This window comes from Levyella massiliensis, assembly GCF_000308275.2.
GTDB lineage: Bacteria > Bacillota > Clostridia > Tissierellales > Peptoniphilaceae > Murdochiella > Murdochiella massiliensis_A.
In genome coordinates this window covers 234,264-259,154 of sequence record NZ_HG529490.1, presented here as the reverse complement: position 1 = coordinate 259,154, position 24,891 = coordinate 234,264, and the positions used below count along the sequence as shown (strand labels likewise).

Below are 24,891 nucleotides of genomic sequence, written 5' to 3'. Positions count from 1 at the left end.
TTCATCTTTCCCTAGTTACCCCAAAATTAAGCAGAGACACGTGTTTGCTATTTCTTCATTCGTAATCTCTGAGGTTACGATTCAATCAAATACATCTGATGTGCGCTGGGTATCGCATAGCGTTCTGCGATCTCTTCCGGTGCTGCCCAGACAAAGGCTGCAGCATCGTAATCCTTATCGGATTCAAAAACACACCAGGGCTCCGGCATTTTCGATGCCGCTTCTGCTTTTCCATCCAGCACAAGGCGATAGCCTGTCATATGCCATTCGATATGCGAAAAGATGTGTTTGGCACTGCCGAGAGGCTGCAAATCGCTTGCGACAAAATTCGAAAAGCCATGCTCCCCTAAAGCCGCCGTTACGGCCTCAGGCGATTTCTTGCCTTCCAACATGGGAAAAAGCCACATGCCTGCGAGCAGGCCCTTTGCCGGCTGCCTTTTCAACAAAACGTGACCGTTACTTTCCAACAGCAGAACCGTCTTCTCCTCAAGGCGTCGACTTTTCTTCGGACGGCGATGCGGATAGGCTTCGGCCACATCGTTTTGACCTGCCTCACATTCGGAAAAAAGCGGACATTGTTCACAAAGCGGTTTTCCGTGCGCCAGACAGATCAGAGAACCCAGATCCATCAGCGCCTGATTAAAGGCGCCGGGGCGTTTCTGATCCAATGCTTCGCGCATTGCTGATTCCAACCTCTTTTTAGTATTTCCGTCTTCTATAAATCCTTCTTCCCGTGTCAAGCGGGCAAAGATACGATAGGCATTCCCATCCGGCGCAATTTCGGGCTTTCCGAAAGCAATGGAACTGATGGCGCCAGCGGTATAGAGACCGATGCCCGGCAATTTCTGCAATGCCTCTGCCGTTTGTGGCAAGACTCCCCCATACTGTTCACACACAATACGGGCAGCTTCCTGCAAATGACGGGCACGAGAATAATAGCCCAATCCTTGCCACAGTTTCAATAAAAAATCCGGATCCGCCTCCGCTAACGTGCGAATATCCGGCAAGTAGTGCAAGAAGCGATCATAATACTCTCGCACGGCTTCGACGCGGGTTTGCTGTAGCATAATTTCTGAAACCCAGACATGATAAGGTGTAGGATCCTCTCTCCACGGAAGAATCCTACGATTTCGGTCATACCACATAAGGAGTTGTTTTGTAAGATTTAGCGCTACCATACCGTCCTCCTATTCCATTATAGAGGACAGCGCAAGAAAAAAAATGTACACTTCCTGAGGATAAAACAGCTGTCTTTCCGTTAGTCCGCTAGGTAAGTTGAACTAGCTCCTTATAGCATAAGAAAAGTTATAGCAGAAAAAGCGCCTCTTCTGTACCGAAACGCAGACGATCCCCTTGCGTGATCGGACAAGTCTTTGAGGGCTGAAGGCGTCGGTTGTTTACAAAAGTACCATTGGTGGATTGGCAATCCGTTATCATATAGCGGCCGTTTTCATAGGACAGGCGCGCGTGTTGAGCGCTGATATGGCGATTATGTCGGACAATTTGGGCCGTATCGCTGCGGCCTATAACAAGCGGTAAGGAATCGCAAAAAACCTCTTCCTGATCCGCGAAGCGCAGACGAGGATGCTTCCTTCCGGGAACGCGTAGCATTTGAATATTCCCGTTCTCCTCCCACAAGAGCGGTGTTTCTTCTGTATCATTCTTGTCCGCGTGATGAAAGCTATTGTCAGCGTGTGCCGGCTTTTGGAACGTCGTATTAGAAGCCGTTTTTTCACGCTGCTCGCGATAGCGTTTCCAGTTTTCCATACTGAAGTGCATGAGAAGATCCAGAAAACTTTGTGGCACTGCCTTTTCTTCTTTTTTCTTTTCTATCGGTGCCTTAGCACCGACATTTTCATAAGCGATTTTCTCTGTCTTGGCGAGGGGGCGGGTCTCAAGAGGATCATGCACCGCTTCCGCCATGGCTTGTAAGGATTCGAGCGACGGATAGGGGGCTTTGTAAGAGGCGGCAGCTTCTGCCACCGTCTCATTCGTCGCCGGGCAGGTCTTTTTTTCTGCGGTTGCATTTGATGGAAGAACAGTCCCGGAAGGAACGATACGGTCGCTTTCTTTTTTGAGCCGTCTTACCAATACAGCGATCAGGTTTTCTTCGGATTCCGGTAAACGCAACAGGTTCAACAGATCGGCAACATAGCCGGCGCCGGCTTCGACCCCGCGCAAAAGCAGTGTTTCTAAGCAAAACGAGGGAAGCGTGTAACCTTGCGTCAATGCCGTATTCTCCCCGGCAAAGGGCAAAAGCAAAAACGTATAATGCACCTCTTCACAGGTGACAAAGGCCGGATGCCACAGAAACCAGTGCGGATTCAACAACAGATCTTCTGCCTCTTGCCTTGCGTTCTGCAACGCTTCAAAAAAAGCGATGAGTTCCTGGCGATGCCACGGTGTGTCCAATTGTGCCAAGGGCGTACCCGGCAGAGAGAACGCCGATTCCTCCCCTTCTTCAAGTGATGCCAGATGGCAAGGCGTATTTTCCGTCAACATACGACACGCCAAGGGATCCGTAAGCGTCTTGGCAGGCTTAGGAAGAAAAAGCTTTTGGCCCGTCCTCTCCGTTTCCCATCGCCATGTTTCAAGCCCGATCGCCTTTAATACGCCTTCCATGTCTTTTGTTTCCGTTCTTAAGAGTGTAGTAACCACGAAACCACCTCCTTTAAGCTCTCTTGCTCTTGCATCACTTGTACGACCCTTTCCCATGAGGCGTGCTCATTTTCGGCAACGAAAGGCAACCAAAAATGTGTATCGTCCGTCAAGGGTGAAGCCCCACCCGACAGCGGTGTCGAAGCTGGTGTCCGTTTTTTGCGGTCCAATAAGGCATCTTTTCCGTCCTGCCAAGAATACGGCAGCGCTTCCAAAAAGAGACGTACTGCCTGATCACTCTCGCCATGACGAATCACCAGCATCCGATCCGCGACGGAAAGCAGCGCCGGGAAACGCCAAAGCCAACCGACAGGGCAGTCCAAAAGCACCCACTCTTCTCGCTCTTTAAGCGTTTCAAACAGGCGTACCCACTCCTCCTCACGAATTTCAAAAAAGTCCGCCGCTCGCTTTGGCGCTGCAATACTATCCACGCCATGGCGGCTCACCGTGCACGAGGCAAGACGCATATTGACATCGCTTAATGGCATGCGCATGGACAAAACGACATCGGAAAGTGTATAGGTTTCTTGTGCTGTCGGAACCGATGCTATGGCGCATTCCGGCAACGAAAACGGCTGCATCGCGTGGATAAAAATATTCTTATCCGGCAGATGATTCTTCAACGTAAAGGCCAGCGCCTGCACGATTGCGGATAGTCCCACGCCTCCGCTCAAAGCGGTACAGAATAAGAGCTTTCCGCCACGAGTCACGGTCGGCTCATGCGACGGCAATGCCGAGAGGCGGTGTAAGATCTCTTGTCGAATACGACTGACCGGTTGATATTTTTCCATATCCCCTGCGTCATTTCCCTCATGCCAATACCATAGAATAGGCGGTGGCAAAATCGCCTGGATCACGCTTTCCAGAGCATCGCCCGCAAGGTGCGGACTGACCAGAATGGCATCCACACGCCTGGTCCGGCAAACCTCGGCCAATGCCTCCGGCGTATCATACCAGTTGAGACCCACTCCCTCCTTGGGGTAGGTTTTCCATTGTTTTAAAAAGCGATCGCGATACGAACTATCGGGATCCAACACAGCAATCATCCATTTCATAGGCTTACCTCCCTAGCTATATCCTATCGAATGCTGTGTCTCACGGTGTCCCACTATTATGACAATATAGTCATAAATTAAAGAAAAGCCGGCAAAGCCGACTTTTCCTTTCATCCTTTATTCAATTGAAGTCCGAGGGCTGCCTACCGACTACAGGGATGTGCGCACGCCCCGTTTTTCTTTCAGATACGTATCTATGCCCTGCGCCGCTTTACGTCCGGCACCCATGGCCAAAATCACTGTGGCAGAACCGGTTACCGCATCGCCGCCGGCAAAAACGCCGGGGATATTGGTCGCACCGGTTTCTTCATCCGTAATAATGCCATTCCATTGATTGAGACCCAGTCCATCCAAGCCTTTAGCGGCACGGGGATTGGCATTCGTTCCCAACGCCATAATAACCGTATCGCAGGCAATGACAAATTCCGATCCGGGAATTTCCACCGGTCGGCGACGTCCCGAACTGTCCGGTTCGCCCAATTCCATGCGAATGCATTTTATCGCCGACACCCAACCGGTATCATCGCCTAAAATTTCCACCGGATTGCGAAGGAAATTAAAGATGACGCCTTCCTCTTTCGCGTGTTCAATCTCCTCCAGACGCGCCGGCAATTCTTTTTCACTACGGCGATACACAAGACGGCTTTCTGCTCCCAAACGCAAAGCCATACGCGCTGCGTCCATTGCTACATTGCCGCCGCCCACGGTCACAACGCGTTTGCCACGTTCCATTTTCGTATCGTAGCGCGCATCAAAGGCATGCATCAGATTATTGCGCGTCAGATATTCATTGGCAGACATCACACCGTTTAAGGATTCGCCGGGAATATTCATAAAACGCGGTAAGCCGGCGCCGGAGCCAATAAAGACCGCTTCAAAGCCTTCTTGTTCCATCAATTCAGGAATGGTCGTACTTTGGCCGACAAACACATCGGTTTCAATTTTAACGCCCAAGCGTCGTACATTCTCCACTTCGTAGGCCACGACTTCATTTTTCGGCAAACGAAACTCCGGAATCCCGTATTGCAGTACGCCGCCTGCTTCATGGAGCGATTCGAAAATCGTAACGTCGTAGCCGAGCTTGGCCAGATCGCCCGCACAGGCAAGGCCTGACGGCCCTGAACCGATGATGGCTACTTTTTGTCCCGTCTTCATCACCTGCGGCGCTTGTGGACGAATGCCTTCCTCCCGTGCCCAGTCCGCCACGTAGCGTTCCAGTTTTCCGATGGATACCGGCTCTCCCTTAATGCCGCGAATGCAGGCGCCTTCACATTGCTCCTCCTGCGGGCAGACGCGTCCGCACACAGCGGGTAATGACGTAGATTGGCTCAGTACGTCAAAGGCCGCCGACAACTGATTCGTTTTGATCTCGCGGATAAAGCCCGGAATATCAATGGCTACCGGACACGCGCCCACACAACGCGGTTTTTTGCACTCTAAACAACGCGATGCTTCCAGCGCCGCACCACGCGCATCATAGCCCAACGACACTTCCTCAAAATTTTCCGAACGTTTTAACGGATCCTGTTCCGCCACGGGCACGCGTTTTAAGATATCAAAATACTGCGTTTCTCCGTTTTTCACGACCGCCTGCGGCGCCGATGTGCCTTCGGTTCGAATCTTTTCGCGTCCTTCTTTCGTGCGATACATCTTTTGTCGCCGTATGGCCTCGTCAAAATCAATATCTCTCGCATCAAATTCCGGGCCGTCCACACAGGCAAAGCGCACCTTGTCCCCGACGTGCACGCGACAAGCCCCGCACATGCCCGTGCCATCCACCATGATGGGGTTCATCGATACAATCGTAGGGATGTCCAGCCCGTCCGCTGCCGTCAGCTTAGCTAAAAATTTCATCATGATCATCGGGCCGATGCAAACGCATTGATCATAGTGCTTGCCCTCTTTGGTAACCAACTCTTCCAAGCACTGCGTGACCAATCCGTGTCTGCCGTAGCTGCCGTCATCAGTCGTAACATAGACTTGATCGGCAACCGCCCGCATACGATCTTCCCAGAACACCAACGCCTTATTCCGAGCGCCCATAATTACATCCACCGAAACGCCATGTTCCGATAACCAGCGCACTTGCGGATACACCGGGGCAGCCCCCAGCCCGCCGGCAATGAAAATATAGCGACGCTTTTGCACCGCTTCCAACGGTTCTTGAATAAACGCAGACGGATGCCCCAACGGTCCCAAAACATCACGCAAAACATCTCCCACGGCAAAGTCAGCAATTTTCTGCGTTGATTTTCCGATAGTTTGAATGGCTACGGTAACGGTTTCCTCCTCGCGATTATAATCCGCAATCGTCAGAGGGATTCGCTCTGCAACCTCGTCGGCTTTGATAATTAAAAATTGTCCCGGTTCACACGTTTGTGCCACACGCGGTGCCTTCACCACTAAGGAAACAATATTATCCGCCAGCCATTCTTTCCCCACGATTTCAAACATGGCCTTCCTCCTTCTCCACGCTTCTTGCACTTATATTCAGTATACATTAATCTGAAGAAACGAGGAATGCACAAGACGAATCGCATTCTCTCTTACAAAGGAGGGACCATGGACCATCAACCCATCGCCACCATTTACCTCGCCGGAGGTTGTTTTTGGGGCGTACAAGGATATTTTCGTCAATTAAACGGCGTCCTTAAAACGGAGGTCGGCTATGCCAATGGAAACACAACCGAAACGAACTATAAGAAAGTGAAACTAACCGATCATGCGGAAACTGTAAAAATTACGTATGCGCCGCATCGTATATCCCTGGAGGAACTATTGGATCATTACTATCGCATTGTGGACCCGCTGTCGGTTAATCGCCAAGGAAACGATGTGGGACGCCAATATCGCACGGGCATCTATGTACCACAGGATGCGGTTTTCGGCACCCTCGAAAAAATTAAAAACGTGCTGGCATCATGGTCCAAAAAGCTTGGAAAGCCCGTAGCTATTGAGGCGGCTCCTCTTAAAAATTGGGTCAAAGCCGAAGACTACCATCAGGATTATTTGGAGAAAAATCCCAACGGCTATTGTCATTTGGATCTGACGTTGGCCACGAAGCCACTATCCGACGGCTTTGAAGAATTTAAGAAGCCCGATCCGGAAACCTTGCGTCAAACGTTGACGCCGGCGCAATACCACATTACGCAGGAGCAGGGTACCGATGTACCGCATGCGCATCCCTATGATCAGAAATTTGAGCCCGGTCTGTATGTAGACATCGTCTCCGGGGAGCCTCTCTTCAGTTCTCGCGATAAATTTGACGCCGGCTGCGGATGGCCTTCCTTTAGTAAGCCCATACGGACGGACCAATTAAGCGAACATCGCGACACTTCAATTCCCGGCAGAGCGCGCGTTGAAGTGCGTTCCCGCCATGCCGACAGCCATTTGGGACATGTCTTCGAAGACGGTCCCCTCGCGTTGGGCGGCCTGCGCTATTGCATTGACGGTTCTGCCTTACGCTTTATCCCGTTGGAAAAGATGGAAGAAGAGGGCTATGGCGCCTGGATCCGCTATGTAGAGAAAACCGATCTCGAAAACTAACCGTTATATCACCCGAACGATCCGACAAACCATTTGAGAAAGCAGCTTGTTTCCGCCATAAAACTTGCACGATAAAGAGACGCCTCAGGATTGAGGCGTCTCTTTTTTAAACACGAAAAATTTACTCAGAAAATAATTAGAAACCACTACGCCAACCTGCGCCACCGTCTTGACGGCCCAGTCATACCGGAGCAGCTTCAAGCCTTCGATACCGAGGAACATGATGAGCGCTTCCAATAACAGAGAAAGCACCCGGCCACCAATAAAGCGCAACAATTCAGCACCCACGGCTACTTTGCCCTTCGCATCGGACGCAAAGACAAAGCGACGGTTCGTGACAAAGGCAAACAGCACCGCGACCACCCAGGAAAGCCCCGTTGCCACCATATAATGCAGCCCTGCTCCACGTGTCGCCAAGAAATATACGATGTAGTTAACCACGGTCGTTAGGACACCGAAAAAAAGGTAGCAAATCGGTTCCTGCCATCGTAGCCATAATTCTTTTATCTTCATCCCCAGTCCTTCAACGTGCGTTCAATACGACGCTTATCGTCTGCTTCACGTAAGCTTTCGCGCTTATCATAGAGCTTTTTGCCCTTCGCCAACGCAATATCTACTTTAATATGACGACCGCGTAAATTTACGCTGAGCGGGATAACCGTATAGCCGTCCCGCTGAATCGCCTGTGCCAGCTGACGAATCTCTTTTTTATGCAAAAGCAGACGTCGATCGCGCACTGGATCCGTATTATAGCGATTGCCCTGCTCATACGGGCTGATGTGCATCCCTTTAATCCAGGCCTCCCCCTCATAAATATCAACGTAGGATTCCTGAATGGATACATGCCCCTGGCGCACGCTCTTGACCTCTGTACCTTTCAGGGCAATGCCCGCTTCCAAAATTTTTTCAATGAAATATTCGTGCTTGGCGCGTCGATTGTTTGCCAACACTTTTGTTCCTTCGTTTTGCATGATTATTCCTCTCTGCTCTCCGGATCCGGCCCCTCGGGGCTGATGCCGGACGCAGCATCAGCCCTTACGTCGTGCTCGATTGGAGAGTTGATTGCGATGGCGACTGGCGCCCTTCTTACGCGGCTGATTAGCACGGGACGTTCTTCCGCCCTTAAAATTTTTGGGGCGTTCCTGCGTGCGACGTTGAAATGCCACGCCTCCACGGGCGCCATGACGATGGCCATTACGTTCTTTATTCTCATGTCTTTCGTTCTTGTCGAGCTGACGTGTGAATTCCGGCAGATGAAAGTCCACCTCTCTGAGCAACGGATTGGCCGCCGCCACCAAAACGCGTACCGAATCTCCATAGTGCAACTCACGGTGTAGGCGTTCTCCACGCACCACCATGCGTTCCTCATCATAAGAATAATAGTCGTCGGTCATATCCCGGAAATGAGCTAAGCCTTCCACCGTATTTTCCAAGCGGACGAAAACGCCAAAATTGGTGAGTGAAGTAACCTGTCCCACAAATTCTTCTCCCACATAGCGTTGCATGTATTCCGCGCACTTCATGTCCACCACGTCGCGTTCCGCTTCCTCTGCTTTTTGCTCGGTCAGAGAAATATGCTCACATTGCGTGAATAGTTCTTTTTTCAGTCCCTCGTCATTTCGCGCTTCGCCCATAAGCCACGCTTTCAGCAGTCGATGCGCAATGAGATCGGCATAACGACGAATCGGCGAAGTGAAGTGCGAATAGTGTTCCTCCGCCAAGCCATAGTGCATGGTCGGCTTCGGACTGTATACGGCCTTGGACATGCTCTGCAAAATGAGCATGTTTAGGATGCCTTCTTCTTTTTCGCCTGCTGCCTTTTCCAGAATCTCACGCATGCGTGCCGGTTCCGGATTCTGGGCAATCGGCTCATAATGGAATGCTGCCAGCGCACGATTTAAGCGCTCAATATCTTCCGCCTTCGGTTCTGCGTGCACGCGATAGACAAAGGGCAGTTTTTTCTCGTAGAATGTCGTGCCTACCACCACATTGTTGAGGATCATAAACTCTTCAATGACGCGATTGGCAGTCCGTCTTTCCGCTAACTTCACCTCTACAGCAGCGCCATTTTCATCCAGACGAATATCGGTCTCCGGAAAATCAAAATCCAGCGTACCACGCTCTACGCGTTTCTTAGCCAGCAAACGATACAATTCCGCCATAATATCCAACTGATCAAAAAGCACTTCGTCTTCATCAAACACCGTGCCATTTTCGATGTAATCCGACACATCGTCATACACCAAGCGATGGTTGGAGCGGATTACGCTCGGATAAAACTGGTGATCCACCACATTGCCTTCCAGATCCAACGTCATCTGCGTAGTCATGGCCATGCGATCCACATCGGGATTCAGTGAGCACAACCCGTTGGAGAGCTTCTCGGGCAACATAGGAATAACGCGGTCCAGTAAGTACACAGAATTGCCGCGTTCGTACGCATCACGATCAATGGCCGATCCGGGCTTCACGTAGTGTGAAACATCCGCAATATGCACATAGAGATTGTAATATCTTCCCCGTTTTTCCACAGAGATCGCATCGTCAAAGTCTTTCGCATCGGCACCGTCTATCGTGACCGTAAACTTGTTTCGCAAGTCTCGTCTGCCACGGTAATCCGCTTTATCCACTTCTTCCGGCAAGGCTTCTGCTTCTTTTAATGTGTCTTCGGAGAACTCATAAGGCAGTTGAAATTCACGTGCGACCGAGGTGATATCTACGCCTTTTGCACCGGCAGGTCCGAGCACTTCCAAAATCCGTCCGGAAGGATTGCCCTCATTGTCATCGGCGCCAAACAGTTCAACGATAACTTTGTCGCCATCGTCTGCTTCCATCGCATCGGCATCCGCAATGTAAATATCGCAAGTATAATTCTTTTTATCCGGTAAAACGAAACCGTAGCCGTTTTTCTTTTCATAGAGGCCGACGATCGGATCCGTGTTGCGAGAAAGAATCTGTACCACACGGCCGTTTGCATTTCTTCCCACTTCGGGATCAGGGGCTTGCGTAATTTCGATGCGTACCCGATCACCATGCAGAGCCCCGTTTAAATCATCCGGCGCAATAAAGACATCCGGCTGCTCTTCGCGTTCCGAGAGGAAAAAGGCAAAGCCCTTGGCATTACCACTCAAACGTCCCACCAGAGGATCGGTCGTATTTTCCTCGGCTACTGCGCCATCCTTCGCGCTTTTTTCCGCCGGCTGTGGTTTTTCCGTTACCGCTTTCGTCTTTTTCAGCGTCTCATGGCTTACTTTTTTCGCCGCAATGCTCTTTTTCTTGCCGTGATGCAGCTTTTCTTTTTCTTTTCCCTGAAGCGGCATAAAACTCACATCAAAATCCGGCGCACGCTTTGTCAGCTCTTCGGAGGCACTCTCGACATCCTCTTCCTCGCCTCCCGCAATCGGATAAGCTTTAATGCGGCCGCGTTTACTCATTTTGATCATTTCTTTTTCCAGCATGCTGTCAATCGCGTCGTAAAAATCGATGCGAGTCTTTCCCTCCAAGCCGAATAAATCGGCTAATTCCTTTGTGCGCATCGGTTCATACTGTTCACTGGTAAAGTAGGACAACAAAAAATCTTTCAAATCCATAGTGACTTCCTCCTCTCGGATGAGACCATGTCCAAGATTATTGTACCCATCCCTCAGATTCATATGGTAAAAAAGAAAAAGCCGAGGATATCCTCGGCTTCAAAAAGGTCTCATTTTATAGCGAGCAAAGCAATCAAACTGATAACAAAAATGACACCGCAAACGATCGTTACTTTGTTCAGCATATCATCTTTCGGACGATGTACTGAGGTTCCGTATACATTGGACTCCTGTCCAAACAATGCTCCGGCCTTGGTTTTGGGCTCCATCATCAGCGTTGCCGCAATAATCACGATGCTGGCCAAAACAAGAATTGCAATAATAACTGGTTTCAATGAATTCACCCCTTGCTTCTCGATATGGTAGTTACAGTACTATAAATTTTACCAAATTCCTTGACAGGTTTCAATGGTTTCATGATACCTTATCGTACGATGATACGATCGCGAATCTTCTCGAACACTTTTTTCCCGATGCCGGAAACTTGCATAATTTCTTCTGCCGACTGAAACGGCTTCTTTTGGCGATATGCCACAATGGCTTCCGCCTTGGCTTTTCCAATCGACGGCAAGGTCTGCAGTTCTTCTATCGTGGCTGTATTGATATTGATTCTCTTTGCATGGATCGTCGACTTATTTTCCGTTGCTTTGGCTCCGGTTGACGGTACACTTACCGGATCGGGAGTGACGCTCTGCGTCGTCGTTGCCTCTTTTTCGGCCGGCACCACAATTTTCATTTCGTCTTCCAAATGTTGCGCCGGGTTAATGGCTGCCAACGCGCCATCTTTCGTAAGACCGCCGGCCATCTCCAGTGCATCCTGCACGCGTTTCTCTGCGGAAAGTGTGTAAAGGCCCGGCTTTTGTACCGCGCCACCCACATAAACCGTTACGTTTTCAGCAACGGAGGTAGACTCTGTACTTGTCTTCCCCTTTTCCGACGCTACGACGCCTGCTACAGAGGCGCTATCTTTCTCTCCCTCCGATATTTCGGAAACAAGGCTGTCCTTTTGTGATGGTGCATCATCATTCGAAGGCGTGGACGCCTCGCCCACAAATAAACGCCATCCTCCGATAATGACCACACCGATAAAGAGTACCGCAAATAAAATCTTTTCGATGCGCTTGGACACGCTCAGTCGCTCCAAAGTTCATCAAGATCATAAAATTCGCGTTCCGACTGCGTGAAGATGTGGACAATGGTCTCATCGCAATCCAGTAAAATCCAACTGCCTTCACGCATCCCTTCCGTCCTTCTCGGCTCCATGCCCTGTTCGGCCAACTTCTGCGTAATCGCATCTGCAATGGCCTGCGTGTGATTCTTATTTCTTCCCGTCATGACAATAAAGGAATCACAAATACCCGCCTCTTCGCGAATCGGTAAAATGCTGATATCCCTTGCCAATTTATCTTCGGCCGCCTGTACAATAATCGCATTGCGATCCGTCATTGCTGCCTGCTCCTTTGTATTCTCTGTCAATGAAGACTCCTTTCCTTCCTGCCGGCTCATTGGCCGTTACAGGAATGTTGCTGTTCTAAAAACGCATTACGTGCTGTAATGGAGCTTAGTTCGATACGACTGCCGCTATGCAGAAGGAACACCAGAGAAGCATTCATGCCTGCTAGTACGGCTTCATCCAAATTTTCCAAACTTTTCTCTCTTAAATACACGACATAAGGAAAATTACGATGCGGTTCAATCTCATCGGCTAAAAAAACAATCTTTGCCAAGAGGCTCATGTGCGTGCTGCCCGTCGTATGGGAAGCGATGGCTTCGCATACTTCCGGATCTTCTACGCCATAGATGTCGCGTGACACAAATTGTCCCAGATACGCATGAAAAATAGGCGACGGTTTCCAGTCCTCCTCCCGGACAGAACCTTTTTCCAGCAATTGCGAAAAATACATTCTCTCACAGCTCTTCGCACAATCGTGCAGGAGCGCGGCAAGACGTGTCTTCTGAAGGTCGCAATGATAGCGCTTGGCCAGAAAAGAGGCGGTTTTTACCACGCGCATGACATGCCGAAAGCGATGCGGTTTAAGGGTTGCGCGTAGTCGCTTCACCATGGCGGGAAATTCTCCCTCGTCCAAAAATGCCAGCGATTCGTCTTCGACCGCCTTTAAGAACATCGCCTCTTCTTGAGAATGCGATGCACCATACAGATGGCGTGCATAAATATAGCCGCTCACGGCGTCGGGTAACAGATAACGCACTTCCCGTCCCTCTGACAGCAGCTGACGGATCTTTGTGGAGGACACATCGATACCCGGTCCTCCGGCGATCTGAATGCAATAGCCTTCGGCATTCAGCTTTTGCACCTGTTCGATCAGATCTCCCGGCACTTCTGCGCGTGCACAAACAATCACGGAGATCATGGAAAGCAAGCTTTCCCATTGATACCAGGTACGAATGCTCATCAAACTGTCTTCGCCCATGATAAAAAACAGGGCCGCATCCGGAAATTCTTTTCGAAAGGACGCGACAGTTTCGTAGGAATATTGCTTCTCCTTCGCCTCCATTTCGCGGCGGTCCACGATAAAAGCCGGATTGGCTTGTAACGCCGCCTCCAACATGGCCAAGCGATCTTCCGCATTATCTTCCTTGTCCTTTTTGTGCGGCGGTGCATACGCCGGCACAAATCGTACTTCATCCAGTGCACAGGTTTCCATAGCATTTACTGCCATCTGTAAATGCCCGAAGTGTACCGGATCGAACGTTCCTCCTAGAATGCCTATACGCCTTTGCCTTCCGGTAGTCACGTTTCCCCTCTTTCCGTTTCAACGGCATGTGCCGTTTTCGAGCGATCGGTTACGGTTCTATTCTATTGAAAGAAATGCCTTCCCGCAACGCGCGAAAACGAATTCGATAGGTTTTGCCCTCGGAAAGAGCATAAGCTGTCCCATGTGAAGAAACTGAGCTTGCTTTTTCATACAGGGCTTTTGTCACCGGCTCTCCGTGATAAGCGTAACCCCACAGATTGCCTTCCTGATACGGTTGAAGCGGATATTTTGCATCCGGCGACAGCGTTTTTTCTTTTGCAGGCGCCGCAGCGGTTCCCGCAAAACGGCCATTGCTATCCAGTCGTACCCATAAATTTCTGCGTCTTGCCACAAAGCCCGATTCGACCGGAAGAATCTCTTCATAGCGCTCGGCATCAATCGCCTCGCCTTCAGCATCCGTCAAATAGCAACCTTCCTCATCCTTGAGAATGGCAAAAGCGTCGTGATACCAGCCGCTCTGAAACTGATCCGCAATCGGCGTTTCCCGAACATCCTCTAACAAGGTTATCGCCCACTGCTTACGCAAACTGGCATCTGCATCCGACAGTTCCGTGGCGAGCACTTTCCACGCTTGCTGCGATCGGTCGGCTTCCGCGAGCGTGGAGAGCAACAACAACGCATTCTCCTTCTTATGAGGAAACGGCTCCGTTTTAAGCATCGCCGACGCATAGACAAAATCATGTTTTTTGAGCGATACCTGAAAAAGCATCTGCTGTACCTTCTCCGGCAGAGGACGCGGCAACTTTTTTAAAATATCCTGTGCTTCCGCGTAGAAACCGGCTTCGATGAGCGTTTCAGCCTGCTTCACGCCTTCTGCCTGACGAAGCTTAAAACGATGGTTTTCCCAACCTTGAAACAGGATGATGCCAAGCATTAACAGGATGATGAGCCCGCTATAGGCAAAGCGCACCGCACGTTCGGAAAACGCGAAAAATACAAAAGCGGTTTTCTTAGTGGTTTTCGCTTGAACCGGCATGCTCCCCTCCTGTCTCGTTTTGTGGCACCAGCGCCTTTTCTTCAAACGCCCAGACGAGTTCTACCCCTTCCGTATAGCGTATTTTTTCGGCCATCGCTTGAAGTTGTCCCGAAAAATGCTGCGCTTCCAGCGGCAATATCACGCGCAACCGACATTGTTTGGGCTGCCACGAAAAGTTGCTGCCCGTTTCGTCCGTCCACATCTGCCGTTCGTGCACCGCTTTTTTCAGGCGAGAGGCTTGCGAAGCCAGCGCACGAAATAATCCCTCCTCTTTTAACTGATAGTGTTCCGGCGCATTCCCGTTTCCTGAGGCATAGGTAGCAGAAAACAGGTTTAGCGAAAAAATCGCTTCTGCCGTCCCGTCTGCATAGCGCAAATCTACGATTTGACCTCGTTGAAGTTGCTGCGCTCCCGATTTTTTACGCATGCGATCCACCAAAATACGCCCACGCGTAAGCGGAGGCTTTTGCCAAATACTCTCCTCTCCCTTTTCCTTCTTCTCTTTTTCGGTATTACTGCCAAACACAGGATCATCGGTCAACAGCCACAGACCCGAAGTAGTGTGCTGGTGCACAGGAATCGGTCCTAACGGCTTCAACAAACCCGGTAAATCCAAGCGATACGAAACATCTGCCTCGAGCAGATCTGCCTCGTCCGCAACACGTATGGAAAAGGATGGCGAATGCATGGCCGTGGCATAACCGGCGCCTCGTCCGAAAAACGCTTGAAATTCTCGCGAGAGATCTGTCTCAAGCGCCTTTGTACCAGCAACCTCCCGCAATAGCGAAGGCAGAGGGATGGATAGCGTCTTTGCCCCCATCGCTTTCACAAAGGATCGAATCCCGCTTTCCTTTGCGCTTAGCGTATGTGTAAGAGAAATCTTATCCGCCAGGGAAAGGCATGCCTGGTCTAAGGCGTGCTGTGTCATGGATTGAATTTGCAAGACAAAAAGAAGTAGCGTCCAGGAGACCATGGCAATCACAAAGAAGCTCAAAACGAAAGCGGCTTCTACGGTCAAAGAGCCGGTCGCGTCCTTTCCTAGCGATGCTTTCATGGGATAACCTCCGTTTTTTGCGCCACGCCATACCCCTCCTTCCACGAGGCCGATATTGGCACGCCGGCTTCTCCATGCGTCAATGTCGTAGCAGAGAACTGCGGTAAGAATAGCACGGAAAGGGTGCTTCCCATCGTCCAATCCAGCGAAGTAGGCGCAACAGTAAAATCTGTTTCACCCGTCTCCGCCTGAATCAGACGCGCCGTGCGCGAAAGGAGAGCCGTATGACCGGCGCGGGTACTATCGGTGATCAACAACAGAAACACCATGTAGTCTCCGTAGCCCATCGTAAGTCCCGCATTGGAAGACATAGCGGCGCCGTCACCCATGCCGGTATCCTCTTTAAAAACTGCTAAGGCCTGTTGCATTTTCTCGTCTTTATCCCCGCCATTTTCCGAAGCAATGGCATGTAGTTTGTCGCTCAAATGCTCCACTTGCTGTTCTGCCATTCCTGCCAATTTCTCACAAGCGCCCTTCACCATCACTTCTGTACGCGCCTGAAGGGAACGAATGACTGCGTCTGTCACTTCTCCCGCCTTTTTTTTCTCGGCAAAAGCCTTATCCAAGATGTCTGAAAGCATATCTGTCTGTCCGGACAAGCTTTGGAATGCCCCCGATACGGCAGCGCCCATGGAGCCGTTTTGCCCATGTGAAGCCAAGGCCTGCAGCATGTCGGTTAATTTTGCTTTTCTTTGTTCTGCTGTTAAATTTTCTGTTTGCAACAGCATCTTTTCCATTACACTCAGCAATGGTCGACGCAGCGCATCCTGAACTTTTTCTTGCAGTGAACTTGAGATACGTTTTGCCGTTTCTTTCGCCATGTCTGCACCCGCCTCCACGCCGGCTATCGCCTCAATCTCCACCGTATCAAATACGTCACGTACGGCTTTCTTTGCCATTTCTTTCACGCCGGAAAGAGAAAATTGCCACGTCTCCGGCGATTTCATCACGCTCACGCGTTCGCCTGCCGTCAAGGCATCCATGTCCAAGCTCGTCTCACCTACGGCTAAAACCATGAGCAGAGCGGATTGGACAAGTGGCACGGCAAAGCCGGTCCATCCCGCCAAAGCAAGGGCCAGCTGCGTTGTTTCTGCATAAAGTTCTGAAGACGTAAACGCATAGAGCAAATTGCAAAAAAGGCGCATGGCCGCCACGCGGTATTCGGTCTGCTTTATGCACTCAAGCCACGTCGGACGCCCCTGTAACAAGTACTCTATTTCTCCGCCAAAAATCGGGCGCTCTGATAACGGATAGCCGGTCAGCGAAAGCAGCGGTTTTCCTTGCTCTTTTTCCTGTAGCGGACTGGTACGATGGCTGAACATGCAGGACCAATACGTAAGATCACACACCATGGCAGCAAGATCCGCAGGCGCTGTGGCTTGCAGCTCCGTGGTCAGCTTCTCCAGTTCTAAGAGGCCGTGATCCAACATCTGCACTTCATTGCCGCCCGAAAAAGCGCTCCGGGCCCCCGCGGGAGTTGCTGCCGCATCCGCCTCATATCGTGCGAGCACATCGGAAGACAAGTGGTCCGTGATACCGCCGCTTAGTGTCGGCAATCCCAGACGTTTGGCCTGTCGCGCATTTGCGATGGCTTTGCGTTTGGTATTCCACGCACGAAGAAATTCAAAAATGCCGGAGCGATCCTTTGCCGCCTGAGCCGCAAGATTACTCTGTGTTTGCAAGGCCTTCTCACTAAACGCCTTGCCATCGTCCCATCCGGCAACGCTCGCCGTTTGTATGCTCGAAGAGGGCAATTGAAAGCGATTCTGCGGCAACTTACGAATGGATGCCAGTTTGACCTTCGACCATTCGTCGAAGTTGATCTCGAGTAAAGGCTTGCCGTTCCATTGCATGCTTTTCCACGCATCGGCAAGGGCTCCCGCCTGCTTGCCCATCGTGTCCCATTCCTTTTGAAAATCAGCCAAGGCTTTTGTGTCCATCGCACTTGTTGTGGCTAAATAATCGCCCCACAAATTTTGTGAAAAGGTGCCCGCGCCCACTGAACCCAACGTACCTTCCCAATTTTTCTTTGAGGCCTCCAAGCCGTCCATTTTCTGCGTCGTTTTCCCCATTTCCGTTTTGGCTTTTCCGTTTAAATCGGCAACTTTCCCAAACCAATCGCTCGTTGTGCGCGCCTGCCCCACAAGCGATACAAAAGCACTTTTTAACGCATTGCGATCGCTTAAGGTAAGCAGATTTCCCCAGTTTCTCGGATCAGCAGGCACCGTTTCTGCTTTTGCCAGTGCCTTTTCCAAATGCTTTAACAGCAGGGTATCGAGTCTCTCGGACTTTTGCTGCAATTCGTTTACAAGGGGCTTCGAGGCAGGGAGACCTGTAAAAATTTTCTCTTGATGCGTCTTGTCCCCAGATGAAAAAGAAGCCGGCAGGGCAGGCATGCGAGCGCCTTCGGGTGGCGAGAGCTTTGCCATGCTTTCCATCGATCCGGACCAGCCATTTAAGGCATCTTGTACGCCTTGCAGCTGTTTTTCGTAATCCACTTTTGCTTTAAACACCGCAATGGATGGCGCCATGTTTTGAAACAATTCCAGTTGTTCCATGGCCTTCCCCAGAATCTTACTCGGGATCTGCCATTCCATAAATTGATGGATCTGCCGATCCATCTCTTCCGGACGACTCAACCGTGCAAGGTCCGTCGGCGTTACCGTAAGTGTCAGCGCCTCCGGACGTATGCTTTGAAAGTTTTCTTCTTTGGGATAACGCGCCTTCAGCAAAGCATTCGCGCGTTCTGAAAGACTTTTTTCATCCTTCACCGCAAAAACGCCAAACTCGCGTGCCGCTTTTTTATCAAAGCCCGATAAGGCCGCATGCGATAGCATGCGCAATGCTGAACGCGTATCCGCCTTTGCCGTTTCTACGCGAGCATAGTCCATGAGAATGGCACTTGATAGACTCATGAGTAAAAGCACACCACAAAGAAAGATAGAAATCACGCCGCGCTGTGATGCCAATTTTCTCTTCCACCACGCTATGTTGAGAAAGCAAGGACGACGCTTTTCCGTATCCATTAAGGGGCGCATGAAACCTCCTTTCTAGGGCTTCTTCTTTCCACTTTGCCCAGCAGCACTGGCCGCAAAGCCGTTAATAGCTTCATAGCGCCATAAATTCGTGGCGGATGAGGACCATACGCCGCTTCTCTTGAAGTGAATGGGATAGGAAGACAGCTTAAAAAAATGAAACGGCGTGCCACCGTCTTCACTTTCCTGCTGTTCCAGCTGCAAACGGACTAAGAATAACCCCTCCTTCGTGAAGCGCCCCGGTGTCCGCAAGGATTGCGCCAAAAGGCTGTCTTCCGGCTTCAAAAACGCTGCCTCAGTGGTCGGCTGCGCTAGGATGCGACGCAAGCGTCCTTCACGAAAGGTCTGCAAAAACAGGAAAAGTGAAAAAAACAGCATCAAAAACAGAATCAAAAAACAGATGGGAAAAAGAATGGAACCCTCGACGATCGGAATCGCTCCTTTTTCGTCTGCCCATCGATTCATATTTTCATCGCCTCGCTTTCAATCTTCTTAAACAAGCTATCTAATAAAGCGGTCAGGTTGTCTCGAAATATAGCGATGAGCGCTATAACGACCAAAATGATGAGAACAATCGCAACCATATTGATTTCACCGTCCTCTTTTTTCAGATGATCTTTCCATAGCTGCAGACAATGAAACCATGGATGAATGAAATCGCAGTAACGCATAAAACTCCTTTCTACATCCCGCGTAGCATAGGAACCAATACCAGCAGGAGAATGCCGACAAATAACAATAAACTCGGAAAAAGCATTTGCTGTGAACAACGTTCGGCCTGCATAGCGTATTGCCTCTTCTGTTCCTGATAAAGGGAGGAACGCATCCGCTCAAGCGCGACAGCCAAATCCGCGCCGCCCACTTCAACCGTCTGTGAAAATAGCGCTGCCACATCATGCAGACTTTTCATCGGTACATGGCGTCCAAAAGCCGCTGTAGCACTGCGCATGCCTTCACCTCCCTCAATCGCGTGTAGAACACGGCACATTTCCTGATACAACGCCCCATGGCCCTTTTCGGCTGTCGTCTTCCACGCTGCAAACGGCAAGCTACCGGCACGCAACGAAAGAACTATCTGTGTAAGCATATCCGGCAATGCCTGCTCCATTTGCGCAACAACACGACGTGCTTCACTCTGCAGCGCATACGTGCGGCTATAGATATAGGCCGCCAAGGCAATGAGAAATCCCGCGCCCGCCACAGGATGAAGCAAAAATGCCGGCGCCGCTAAAGCGGACCATGCACCCACATCGCTCATGGTTTCCAAGTCCTTTGTCAATAAAACCTCTTCCACATGATAGGGATCGACGAGCACGCGCAATGCTTCTCGGCGTTTTTCGGTAAAACCGGAACGATGTTGCCAGCCAGACATTTCCAGGCACTTCCAGCCAATCGGGGCAAACGCGCGTCGCCACAAGGTAAGGGCCGCCGCTTTCTCATGCACTGCTTGCGGCGCTTGCTTCCATTGATGAACGGAAACATAAAAAGCGACAAACCAAGTGAGGCATAGGACAACGCCGATGAACGTGTTCAAGTTTCCTCCTTTCTGTTTTGTAAGCCACTGTCTGCCAAAATGGCATTCGTCCATCGCCATGCACCATAAAACAGCGCTCCGCAAACAAGGCGTACCAAGTAATCCATCAAGCCATAGCGAGTCGTACTCAATCCGGTAGCGTATAGTACGATGAGCAATACCATGGGCATGGCAAAGAGCAATCCCTGTTCCCGCTTGGAACCGGCTAATTTGACTTCACGATCTTTTCGTAACGCTTCTTGCTCGGTTAATAACCGCAAAAAGGATTTGGCCAGTTCTGCTAAATTCGCACCCTGCCCCCTGCCTACAGCAAAATTTTCTAAGAAGGATCGTATTAACGGATCCTCACTCTCTTCAATCCAGTGCTCCAGGCTTTCACGCAAGCTGATGCCGCCGGAGAGACTATCCAAACAGTGGCGAAGCGACAGTAAAAAGCCGGGCTCCGTCGGGTCCATTCGATAGGTGCGGGACAGTTCTCCCAAGGCACGCAATAATGCCTGCGGGACATTGCTTCCGGCCTCCAAACGTGAGGAAAAAATTTCCAAAAAAGCGGCAAATTGTTCGCGCTGTAGTAAGTTGTGTTGTCGCTTTGTATGCGCCTTCCAGTATTTTTTCCCGAGGCGCCATCCGACGATACACGAAAGGAGCGTAAACCAGGGACGACATAAGAAAATCGTGCCACAAAAGGCAGCGGCTCCCGCTCCGCCTAACGTCCATAGCCATTGTTCTCGATTCATCCGACCCCCTTTCCGGCAGCAACCATCGCTTGCCGTTTTTGCGAAAACCATCCGCCTGCCTCATCCTGTAACGATGCCGACCTTGAAGAATCCGCCTGTGACGATCTCTCTTTTGGCGATGCCCGCAAACGAATGCCTGCGCGTAGAAATTTCTCTTGTCGCAGCATCTCCTCTCCGGTTTCCACCAAAGGGCCGATGGTCGCCTCGTTCACGGTGCGCTGAAACAAGGCATGATACCTAAGGGATCCGTCCTTCCAATAGGGCTCTTCAATACTCATGACGTAGCGACGATGATCGCGCAAACGGGAAACATGCACGAAAAGATCAATGGCGGATCCAAGCTGCTGACGAATGGCAGTTAACGGCAAACCATCGTGTCCGCTTAAGATCATGGTTTCCAAGCGCAGTTGCATATCGGCAACGGAGTTCGCATGCCCCGTGCTGAAGGAGCCGTCATGACCGGTATTCATGGCTTGAATGGCATCCAGTGCCTCGGGTCCGCGCACTTCACCGACGATAATGCGATCCGGACGCATACGCAAAGAAGCGCGAATTAAATCGCGAATGGTGATGCCTCCTTCACCGTCAGCATTGGGTTTACGTGCCTCCATCGCCACCCAGTTTTCCATGTTTTCGAAGTTCAGTTCCCTGGCATCTTCAATCGTAATAAGGCGCTCTCGCGGATCAATCTCATTGGCCAAAGCATTGAGCAAGGTCGTTTTTCCTGATCCCGTGCCTCCGGAAATAAATATGTTGCATTTAGCACGCACGCTCTTACGCAAGAAATCCGCCGCCGAAGCGGATAAGGTGTAATTTTCGACTAGCTCTTGCAACGAAAAAATATGATTGCGAAATCGGCGTATGGTTAAAGCTGCCCCACTACCGGCAATGGGATCCAGCACCACGTTGACACGGGAACCGTCCTTCATGCGGCAATCCACAATGGGCGAACGCTGATGCACCTCCTTTCCCGCATCATTGACGATTTTTTGGATCATATCGTTATAGTTTTCTTCGGACTCAAAGCCCATGCCCGTGTTCTCCAAAATGCCATCGCGTTCAATATAAATATGGTCGTAGCGATTCACCATAATCTCCGTCACACGCGGGTCGGCAAAAAAGGCATCTAAAACGCCGTAGCCACGAATGGAGGCATACATACCATTGAGAATATCGGAACGCTCTTTAAGCGATAGCGCATTCCATTCCACATCCGCACGAAGAAAAGTCTCAACCGTCCGCAGCAATGGCGCATCTTGAAGGCGCGTCACATCGGTTTGCGCACGTAAACGGGTTAAATATTTTTTCATTCGCTCGGGCGACTGCATAAAATCTCCTTTCGAAGCAGATGGAACGCGTCTGCTTCGGTTCAGCCGGTCTCCGGCTCGTCCCGCCGGATCGTAATCTTTACGAATCAGATGTGTGTGCACAGGTAAGGTGGCATGGCACCAAGTAGCTTGGGGGTTATGAACACATCGAAAGGCTGCTTTAATAGTAACCTCATCGAATGTGTCATGGTGTCCCGAATTTCGGGTGTTTTGTCTCATTCGCAAATAGAAGCTCATACAATTTCTTGAATTTAACCAATTTCTTGAATATGGATTACAAATTTAATATAATTAAACCGATGAATTTCAAAAGAAGGGATTGTGAACCATGAATGAGTTACTTTACGCTAACAAAAAAGTGATTGGACAGAGTCTCGCACACCTGCGAAAAGAGGAACATATGACGCAGGCTGAATTGGCTGATGCGCTTAACGAGCGCTTAGGCACCCGCTATCAGGGTAGTGCCATTTCCGCTTGGGAAAATGCCACCAATTCCATCAATGCCGACTTTATGCCCGTGTTAGCGGATATCCTGAATGTAACTTTGGAAAAACTGTATGGACAGAGCATGCATGGTACACAAGTCATCCATGACGTCTGCGAAACCGTAGAACGTCATCTGACGGATGAAGAAACACAAGAGGTTTCACAATTTATTTCGTTCCTGCTCTATCGCCGAAATCATGAATTAATGCCGTCGCATTAAAAACTCCCCGCTAAACGTAGCGAGGAATCTCTTTTTTCATCTTGAATTTCTACCGCGTACTTTCCAGGTACGCGGTTTTTATATTACAAATAAAAGAAAAGCGTGGCCGAAGCCACGCTTTTCTTTCGGCTTTGAAATTACTCAATAACCTTAGAAACAACACCGGAAGCAATCGTACGGCTACCGCTTACGCAGTTGCAAACGGTACAGTCCGACCCAGCTAAAGAAACTCAGCACGGTAAAGATCCCGGCCTCGAAAAGAAGCAGATGACTTTTTTTCTCGGCCAGCCACGGTATGAGACGGCGGAAAACGTCAACAATATAGCGCACCAACGCATTCTCCGAACCGTTTCCTCCTAGGACGGTTAGGACGGATTGAAAGAGCAACGTTGTAACAATATACACGATGATCCCAAACAAGGCGATTTGAAAGGGTTTCATGCGATAGTATAAGAGGCCTAACAGCATCGTTACCGTCGCCATAAGAAGATAGAGCATCAAAAGGACCGAAACCATTCCCCACTTTACGCCATTTTGATAGAGAGAAAACGCCATAATGTCTTTCGTGGTTCCGCCAAAAGCTTTCAATGCGATCGTGAAAACAGGAACCAGAAGCAGCATCAGAACAAATGCGCCAAGGGCAAATGCAATATAACCCAGGTAGACGCCCCACGCTCTTGCCGAGGCGGAAAGACTGTTCTGGAAGGTAAAGTCCATTTTTCGGTTAAATGTAAACTGACTTACCGCCATAAACATAAGCAAAATCGTTATATCCAGACCGGAAAAACTGGGTTGAAGGTTGTTGTTGAAAAAGCCGGCGAATAGGGAAATAAAAACCCCTATGCCGAACAGACCCAACACCACATAAAGCAGTGTCTTGCAATTTTCCCAAACAATATATTTTCCTGTCGCTTGCAGTCTCATGCTATTTACCCCCTACTTATCGCTTCTCATCTTAGTTGGCCCGACCCAAAAAGGATCGCTTTTGGCTTGTATTCTTCGCTGCGGCATCCGGTTGCTCTTTCGTCAAGGCAATAAATAGGCGCTGCAAATCCAAGTTTTGCACCGGTATTCCGAGAGAAGCCGTGCTAAGCGCCTCCCACGCATCGCTTTCCACCACCCACTGCGCCATCGCGCCCACTTCTTGCTTTTGGACGACCGTCATCTCCGGATGAGCCTGCACAAGGTTTTGTACTTGCTCGATGGATCCCGAAAGGAGTCGATACTTCTCCATCAAGGCGTCCAACTCTTCCTGAATGAGAATCTTACCCTTCTGAATAAAAATGACCTCCTGAAGAAGCGGTGCCAATTCCGAAATCAGATGCGACGAGAGGACGATGCAGCTCTGTGTCTCGGAAAATACAGACAGCACATTCTCATAAAACATCTCGCGATTGACCGCATCATGCCCTAACGTAGGCTCATCTAAAAAGAGATATTCCGCTCCGCTACGTAACGCCACCACGGACTTAAAAAGAGAACTATTTCCGGTAGAGAGTTTATCAAAGCGACTGTCCGGAGAAAGGCCGAAGCGATCCAGATCCGCCAGTGCCTCGTTCAGGGCAAAACCAGGATAGAAAGTGGCCGTAATTTTTAGAATGTCCTTCAATTTTTTTGTCCGGGAAGAGATTGTCCGGCCCCACCATGTAGATTTTTCGCAACGCTTGATCATTGCCCGGATTCTCGCCATCAATCGTAAAGGTCCCCTCTGTCTGGCGCATGCGCCCATTCAAAATATTTAACAGCGTGGATTTCCCCGCTCCGTTTCGGCCCAAAAGACCGTAGATTTTCCCTTTTTCCAAATGTACATTGACGTGATCCAGCGCCGTCAGTTTTCCAAAACGCTTTGATAACCCGGTTACTTCTAAACTCATCGTCGTATTCCTCCTATTCGT

The 24,891-nt window shown here is 50.2% G+C and carries 24 protein-coding genes and 1 pseudogene; 2 read left to right on the top strand and 23 right to left on the bottom strand.

Translation table 11 applies throughout. From position 1 onward, the window contains the following. Nucleotides 1–74 precede the first annotated feature (74 nt). The 5 genes and pseudogenes from mutY to BN98_RS08715 form a co-directional block, all read right to left on the bottom strand. Nucleotides 75–1,178: an A/G-specific adenine glycosylase gene (gene mutY, locus BN98_RS01175; RefSeq protein ID WP_019190152.1), complete on the bottom strand. Its 1,104-nt coding sequence runs from the start codon at nucleotides 1,176–1,178 to the stop codon at nucleotides 75–77. 127 nt (nucleotides 1,179–1,305) lie between these two features. After that, the gene (locus tag BN98_RS01170) at nucleotides 1,306–2,658 is read right to left on the bottom strand and encodes an FHA domain-containing protein (RefSeq protein WP_040942497.1); all 1,353 of its coding nucleotides are present in this window, start codon (nucleotides 2,656–2,658) and stop codon (nucleotides 1,306–1,308) included. Continuing rightward, the gene (locus BN98_RS01165; RefSeq protein WP_019190154.1) at nucleotides 2,640–3,713 is read right to left on the bottom strand and encodes a CpaE/TadZ family protein; all 1,074 of its coding nucleotides are present in this window, start codon (nucleotides 3,711–3,713) and stop codon (nucleotides 2,640–2,642) included. Before BN98_RS01165 ends, BN98_RS01170 begins: the two co-directional genes overlap by 19 nt. 150 nt (nucleotides 3,714–3,863) lie before the next feature. Beyond that, nucleotides 3,864–5,297 carry an NADPH-dependent glutamate synthase gene (gltA, locus tag BN98_RS08720; protein WP_242826678.1) on the bottom strand — a complete coding sequence of 478 codons (1,434 nt, stop codon included), beginning with the start codon at nucleotides 5,295–5,297 and terminating at the stop codon, nucleotides 3,864–3,866. A gap of 39 nt (nucleotides 5,298–5,336) precedes the next feature. Beyond that, a pseudogene (locus BN98_RS08715) lies at nucleotides 5,337–6,167 on the bottom strand (sulfide/dihydroorotate dehydrogenase-like FAD/NAD-binding protein); the annotation flags it as partial. A 108-nt stretch (nucleotides 6,168–6,275) separates the two neighbouring features. Here BN98_RS08715 and msrB point away from each other — a divergent pair. Further along, nucleotides 6,276–7,259 (top strand): peptide-methionine (R)-S-oxide reductase MsrB, encoded by a 984-nt coding sequence (msrB, locus tag BN98_RS01155; protein WP_019190156.1) that lies wholly within the window; start codon nucleotides 6,276–6,278, stop codon nucleotides 7,257–7,259. A gap of 84 nt (nucleotides 7,260–7,343) precedes the next feature. Here msrB and BN98_RS01150 read toward each other — a convergent pair whose 3' ends face one another. The 15 genes from BN98_RS01150 to BN98_RS01080 all read right to left on the bottom strand — a co-directional run bounded on the left by BN98_RS01150 (nucleotide 7,344) and on the right by BN98_RS01080 (nucleotide 22,290). After that, nucleotides 7,344–7,772 (bottom strand): GtrA family protein, encoded by a 429-nt coding sequence (locus tag BN98_RS01150; RefSeq protein WP_019190157.1) that lies wholly within the window; start codon nucleotides 7,770–7,772, stop codon nucleotides 7,344–7,346. Next, nucleotides 7,769–8,233, bottom strand: a complete 465-nt coding sequence (gene smpB, locus BN98_RS01145) for an SsrA-binding protein SmpB (RefSeq protein WP_476703311.1) — start codon at nucleotides 8,231–8,233, stop codon at nucleotides 7,769–7,771. The genes BN98_RS01150 and smpB overlap by 4 nt, the downstream gene beginning before the upstream one ends. Before the next feature lie 54 nt (nucleotides 8,234–8,287). Further along, entirely contained in the window at nucleotides 8,288–10,849 is a 2,562-nt protein-coding gene (gene rnr / locus BN98_RS01140) for a ribonuclease R (RefSeq protein WP_019190159.1), read from the bottom strand. Nucleotides 10,850–10,959: 110 nt separating this feature from the next. Then, a complete protein-coding gene (gene secG / locus BN98_RS01135) occupies nucleotides 10,960–11,193 on the bottom strand; it encodes a preprotein translocase subunit SecG (RefSeq protein WP_019190160.1) in 234 nt (77 codons plus the stop codon). Between the two features lie 80 nt (nucleotides 11,194–11,273). Next, on the bottom strand, nucleotides 11,274–11,978 hold the full coding sequence (locus tag BN98_RS01130) for a helix-hairpin-helix domain-containing protein (RefSeq protein WP_019190161.1): 705 nt from the start codon (nucleotides 11,976–11,978) through the stop codon (nucleotides 11,274–11,276). Nucleotides 11,979–11,980: 2 nt separating this feature from the next. Beyond that, nucleotides 11,981–12,325 carry a ribosome silencing factor gene (rsfS, locus tag BN98_RS01125; protein WP_052332286.1) on the bottom strand — a complete coding sequence of 115 codons (345 nt, stop codon included), beginning with the start codon at nucleotides 12,323–12,325 and terminating at the stop codon, nucleotides 11,981–11,983. Nucleotides 12,326–12,351: 26 nt separating this feature from the next. Beyond that, nucleotides 12,352–13,605: a nicotinate (nicotinamide) nucleotide adenylyltransferase gene (nadD, locus tag BN98_RS07770; protein WP_084765214.1), complete on the bottom strand. Its 1,254-nt coding sequence runs from the start codon at nucleotides 13,603–13,605 to the stop codon at nucleotides 12,352–12,354. Nucleotides 13,606–13,654: 49 nt separating this feature from the next. Beyond that, nucleotides 13,655–14,602 carry a hypothetical protein gene (locus tag BN98_RS01115; protein WP_019190164.1) on the bottom strand — a complete coding sequence of 316 codons (948 nt, stop codon included), beginning with the start codon at nucleotides 14,600–14,602 and terminating at the stop codon, nucleotides 13,655–13,657. Beyond that, nucleotides 14,577–15,656 carry a hypothetical protein gene (locus tag BN98_RS01110; RefSeq protein WP_019190165.1) on the bottom strand — a complete coding sequence of 360 codons (1,080 nt, stop codon included), beginning with the start codon at nucleotides 15,654–15,656 and terminating at the stop codon, nucleotides 14,577–14,579. The genes BN98_RS01115 and BN98_RS01110 overlap by 26 nt, the downstream gene beginning before the upstream one ends. Next, nucleotides 15,653–18,694, bottom strand: a complete 3,042-nt coding sequence (locus tag BN98_RS01105; RefSeq protein WP_019190166.1) for a DUF5702 domain-containing protein — start codon at nucleotides 18,692–18,694, stop codon at nucleotides 15,653–15,655. The genes BN98_RS01110 and BN98_RS01105 overlap by 4 nt, the downstream gene beginning before the upstream one ends. A gap of 12 nt (nucleotides 18,695–18,706) precedes the next feature. Then, the gene (locus BN98_RS01100) at nucleotides 18,707–19,156 is read right to left on the bottom strand and encodes a hypothetical protein (RefSeq protein ID WP_019190167.1); all 450 of its coding nucleotides are present in this window, start codon (nucleotides 19,154–19,156) and stop codon (nucleotides 18,707–18,709) included. Continuing rightward, on the bottom strand, nucleotides 19,153–19,362 hold the full coding sequence (locus BN98_RS01095) for a Flp1 family type IVb pilin (RefSeq protein WP_019190168.1): 210 nt from the start codon (nucleotides 19,360–19,362) through the stop codon (nucleotides 19,153–19,155). Before BN98_RS01095 ends, BN98_RS01100 begins: the two co-directional genes overlap by 4 nt. A gap of 11 nt (nucleotides 19,363–19,373) precedes the next feature. After that, entirely contained in the window at nucleotides 19,374–20,225 is an 852-nt protein-coding gene (locus BN98_RS01090; protein WP_019190169.1) for a type II secretion system F family protein, read from the bottom strand. Beyond that, nucleotides 20,222–20,962: a type II secretion system F family protein gene (locus BN98_RS01085; protein ID WP_019190170.1), complete on the bottom strand. Its 741-nt coding sequence runs from the start codon at nucleotides 20,960–20,962 to the stop codon at nucleotides 20,222–20,224. The genes BN98_RS01090 and BN98_RS01085 overlap by 4 nt, the downstream gene beginning before the upstream one ends. Beyond that, a complete protein-coding gene (locus tag BN98_RS01080; RefSeq protein ID WP_019190171.1) occupies nucleotides 20,959–22,290 on the bottom strand; it encodes a TadA family conjugal transfer-associated ATPase in 1,332 nt (443 codons plus the stop codon). Before BN98_RS01080 ends, BN98_RS01085 begins: the two co-directional genes overlap by 4 nt. A gap of 328 nt (nucleotides 22,291–22,618) precedes the next feature. On the opposite strand from BN98_RS01080, the gene BN98_RS01075 reads away from it, so the two are divergent. Next, nucleotides 22,619–22,996 (top strand): helix-turn-helix transcriptional regulator, encoded by a 378-nt coding sequence (locus BN98_RS01075; protein WP_019190172.1) that lies wholly within the window; start codon nucleotides 22,619–22,621, stop codon nucleotides 22,994–22,996. Nucleotides 22,997–23,176: 180 nt separating this feature from the next. Here the strand turns inward: BN98_RS01075 and BN98_RS01070 are convergent, their stop codons facing one another. Genes BN98_RS01070 through BN98_RS07760 form a run of 3 tightly spaced genes read right to left on the bottom strand, consistent with a single transcriptional unit; the run spans nucleotide 23,177 to nucleotide 24,870 of the window. Then, a complete protein-coding gene (locus BN98_RS01070; protein ID WP_019190173.1) occupies nucleotides 23,177–23,920 on the bottom strand; it encodes a hypothetical protein in 744 nt (247 codons plus the stop codon). A 31-nt stretch (nucleotides 23,921–23,951) separates the two neighbouring features. Continuing rightward, entirely contained in the window at nucleotides 23,952–24,605 is a 654-nt protein-coding gene (locus BN98_RS07765; RefSeq protein WP_154654937.1) for an ATP-binding cassette domain-containing protein, read from the bottom strand. After that, a complete protein-coding gene (locus BN98_RS07760; RefSeq protein WP_052332284.1) occupies nucleotides 24,499–24,870 on the bottom strand; it encodes an ATP-binding cassette domain-containing protein in 372 nt (123 codons plus the stop codon). The genes BN98_RS07765 and BN98_RS07760 overlap by 107 nt, the downstream gene beginning before the upstream one ends. Nucleotides 24,871–24,891: the final 21 nt, after the last annotated feature.

Coding starts and splice junctions, on each gene's coding strand:
- mutY (WP_019190152.1), bottom strand. CDS start 1,178: ATGGTAGCGCTAAATCTTACAAAACAACTCCTTATGTGGTATGACCGA.
- BN98_RS01165 (WP_019190154.1), bottom strand. CDS start 3,713: ATGAAATGGATGATTGCTGTGTTGGATCCCGATAGTTCGTATCGCGAT.
- msrB (WP_019190156.1), top strand. CDS start 6,276: ATGGACCATCAACCCATCGCCACCATTTACCTCGCCGGAGGTTGTTTT.
- BN98_RS01150 (WP_019190157.1), bottom strand. CDS start 7,772: ATGAAGATAAAAGAATTATGGCTACGATGGCAGGAACCGATTTGCTAC.
- rnr (WP_019190159.1), bottom strand. CDS start 10,849: ATGGATTTGAAAGATTTTTTGTTGTCCTACTTTACCAGTGAACAGTAT.
- BN98_RS01115 (WP_019190164.1), bottom strand. CDS start 14,602: ATGCCGGTTCAAGCGAAAACCACTAAGAAAACCGCTTTTGTATTTTTC.
- BN98_RS01110 (WP_019190165.1), bottom strand. CDS start 15,656: ATGAAAGCATCGCTAGGAAAGGACGCGACCGGCTCTTTGACCGTAGAA.
- BN98_RS01105 (WP_019190166.1), bottom strand. CDS start 18,694: ATGCGCCCCTTAATGGATACGGAAAAGCGTCGTCCTTGCTTTCTCAAC.
- BN98_RS01100 (WP_019190167.1), bottom strand. CDS start 19,156: ATGAATCGATGGGCAGACGAAAAAGGAGCGATTCCGATCGTCGAGGGT.
- BN98_RS01095 (WP_019190168.1), bottom strand. CDS start 19,362: ATGCGTTACTGCGATTTCATTCATCCATGGTTTCATTGTCTGCAGCTA.
- BN98_RS01085 (WP_019190170.1), bottom strand. CDS start 20,962: ATGAATCGAGAACAATGGCTATGGACGTTAGGCGGAGCGGGAGCCGCT.
- BN98_RS01080 (WP_019190171.1), bottom strand. CDS start 22,290: ATGCAGTCGCCCGAGCGAATGAAAAAATATTTAACCCGTTTACGTGCG.
- BN98_RS01075 (WP_019190172.1), top strand. CDS start 22,619: ATGAATGAGTTACTTTACGCTAACAAAAAAGTGATTGGACAGAGTCTC.
- BN98_RS01070 (WP_019190173.1), bottom strand. CDS start 23,920: ATGAGACTGCAAGCGACAGGAAAATATATTGTTTGGGAAAATTGCAAG.
- BN98_RS07760 (WP_052332284.1), bottom strand. CDS start 24,870: ATGAGTTTAGAAGTAACCGGGTTATCAAAGCGTTTTGGAAAACTGACG.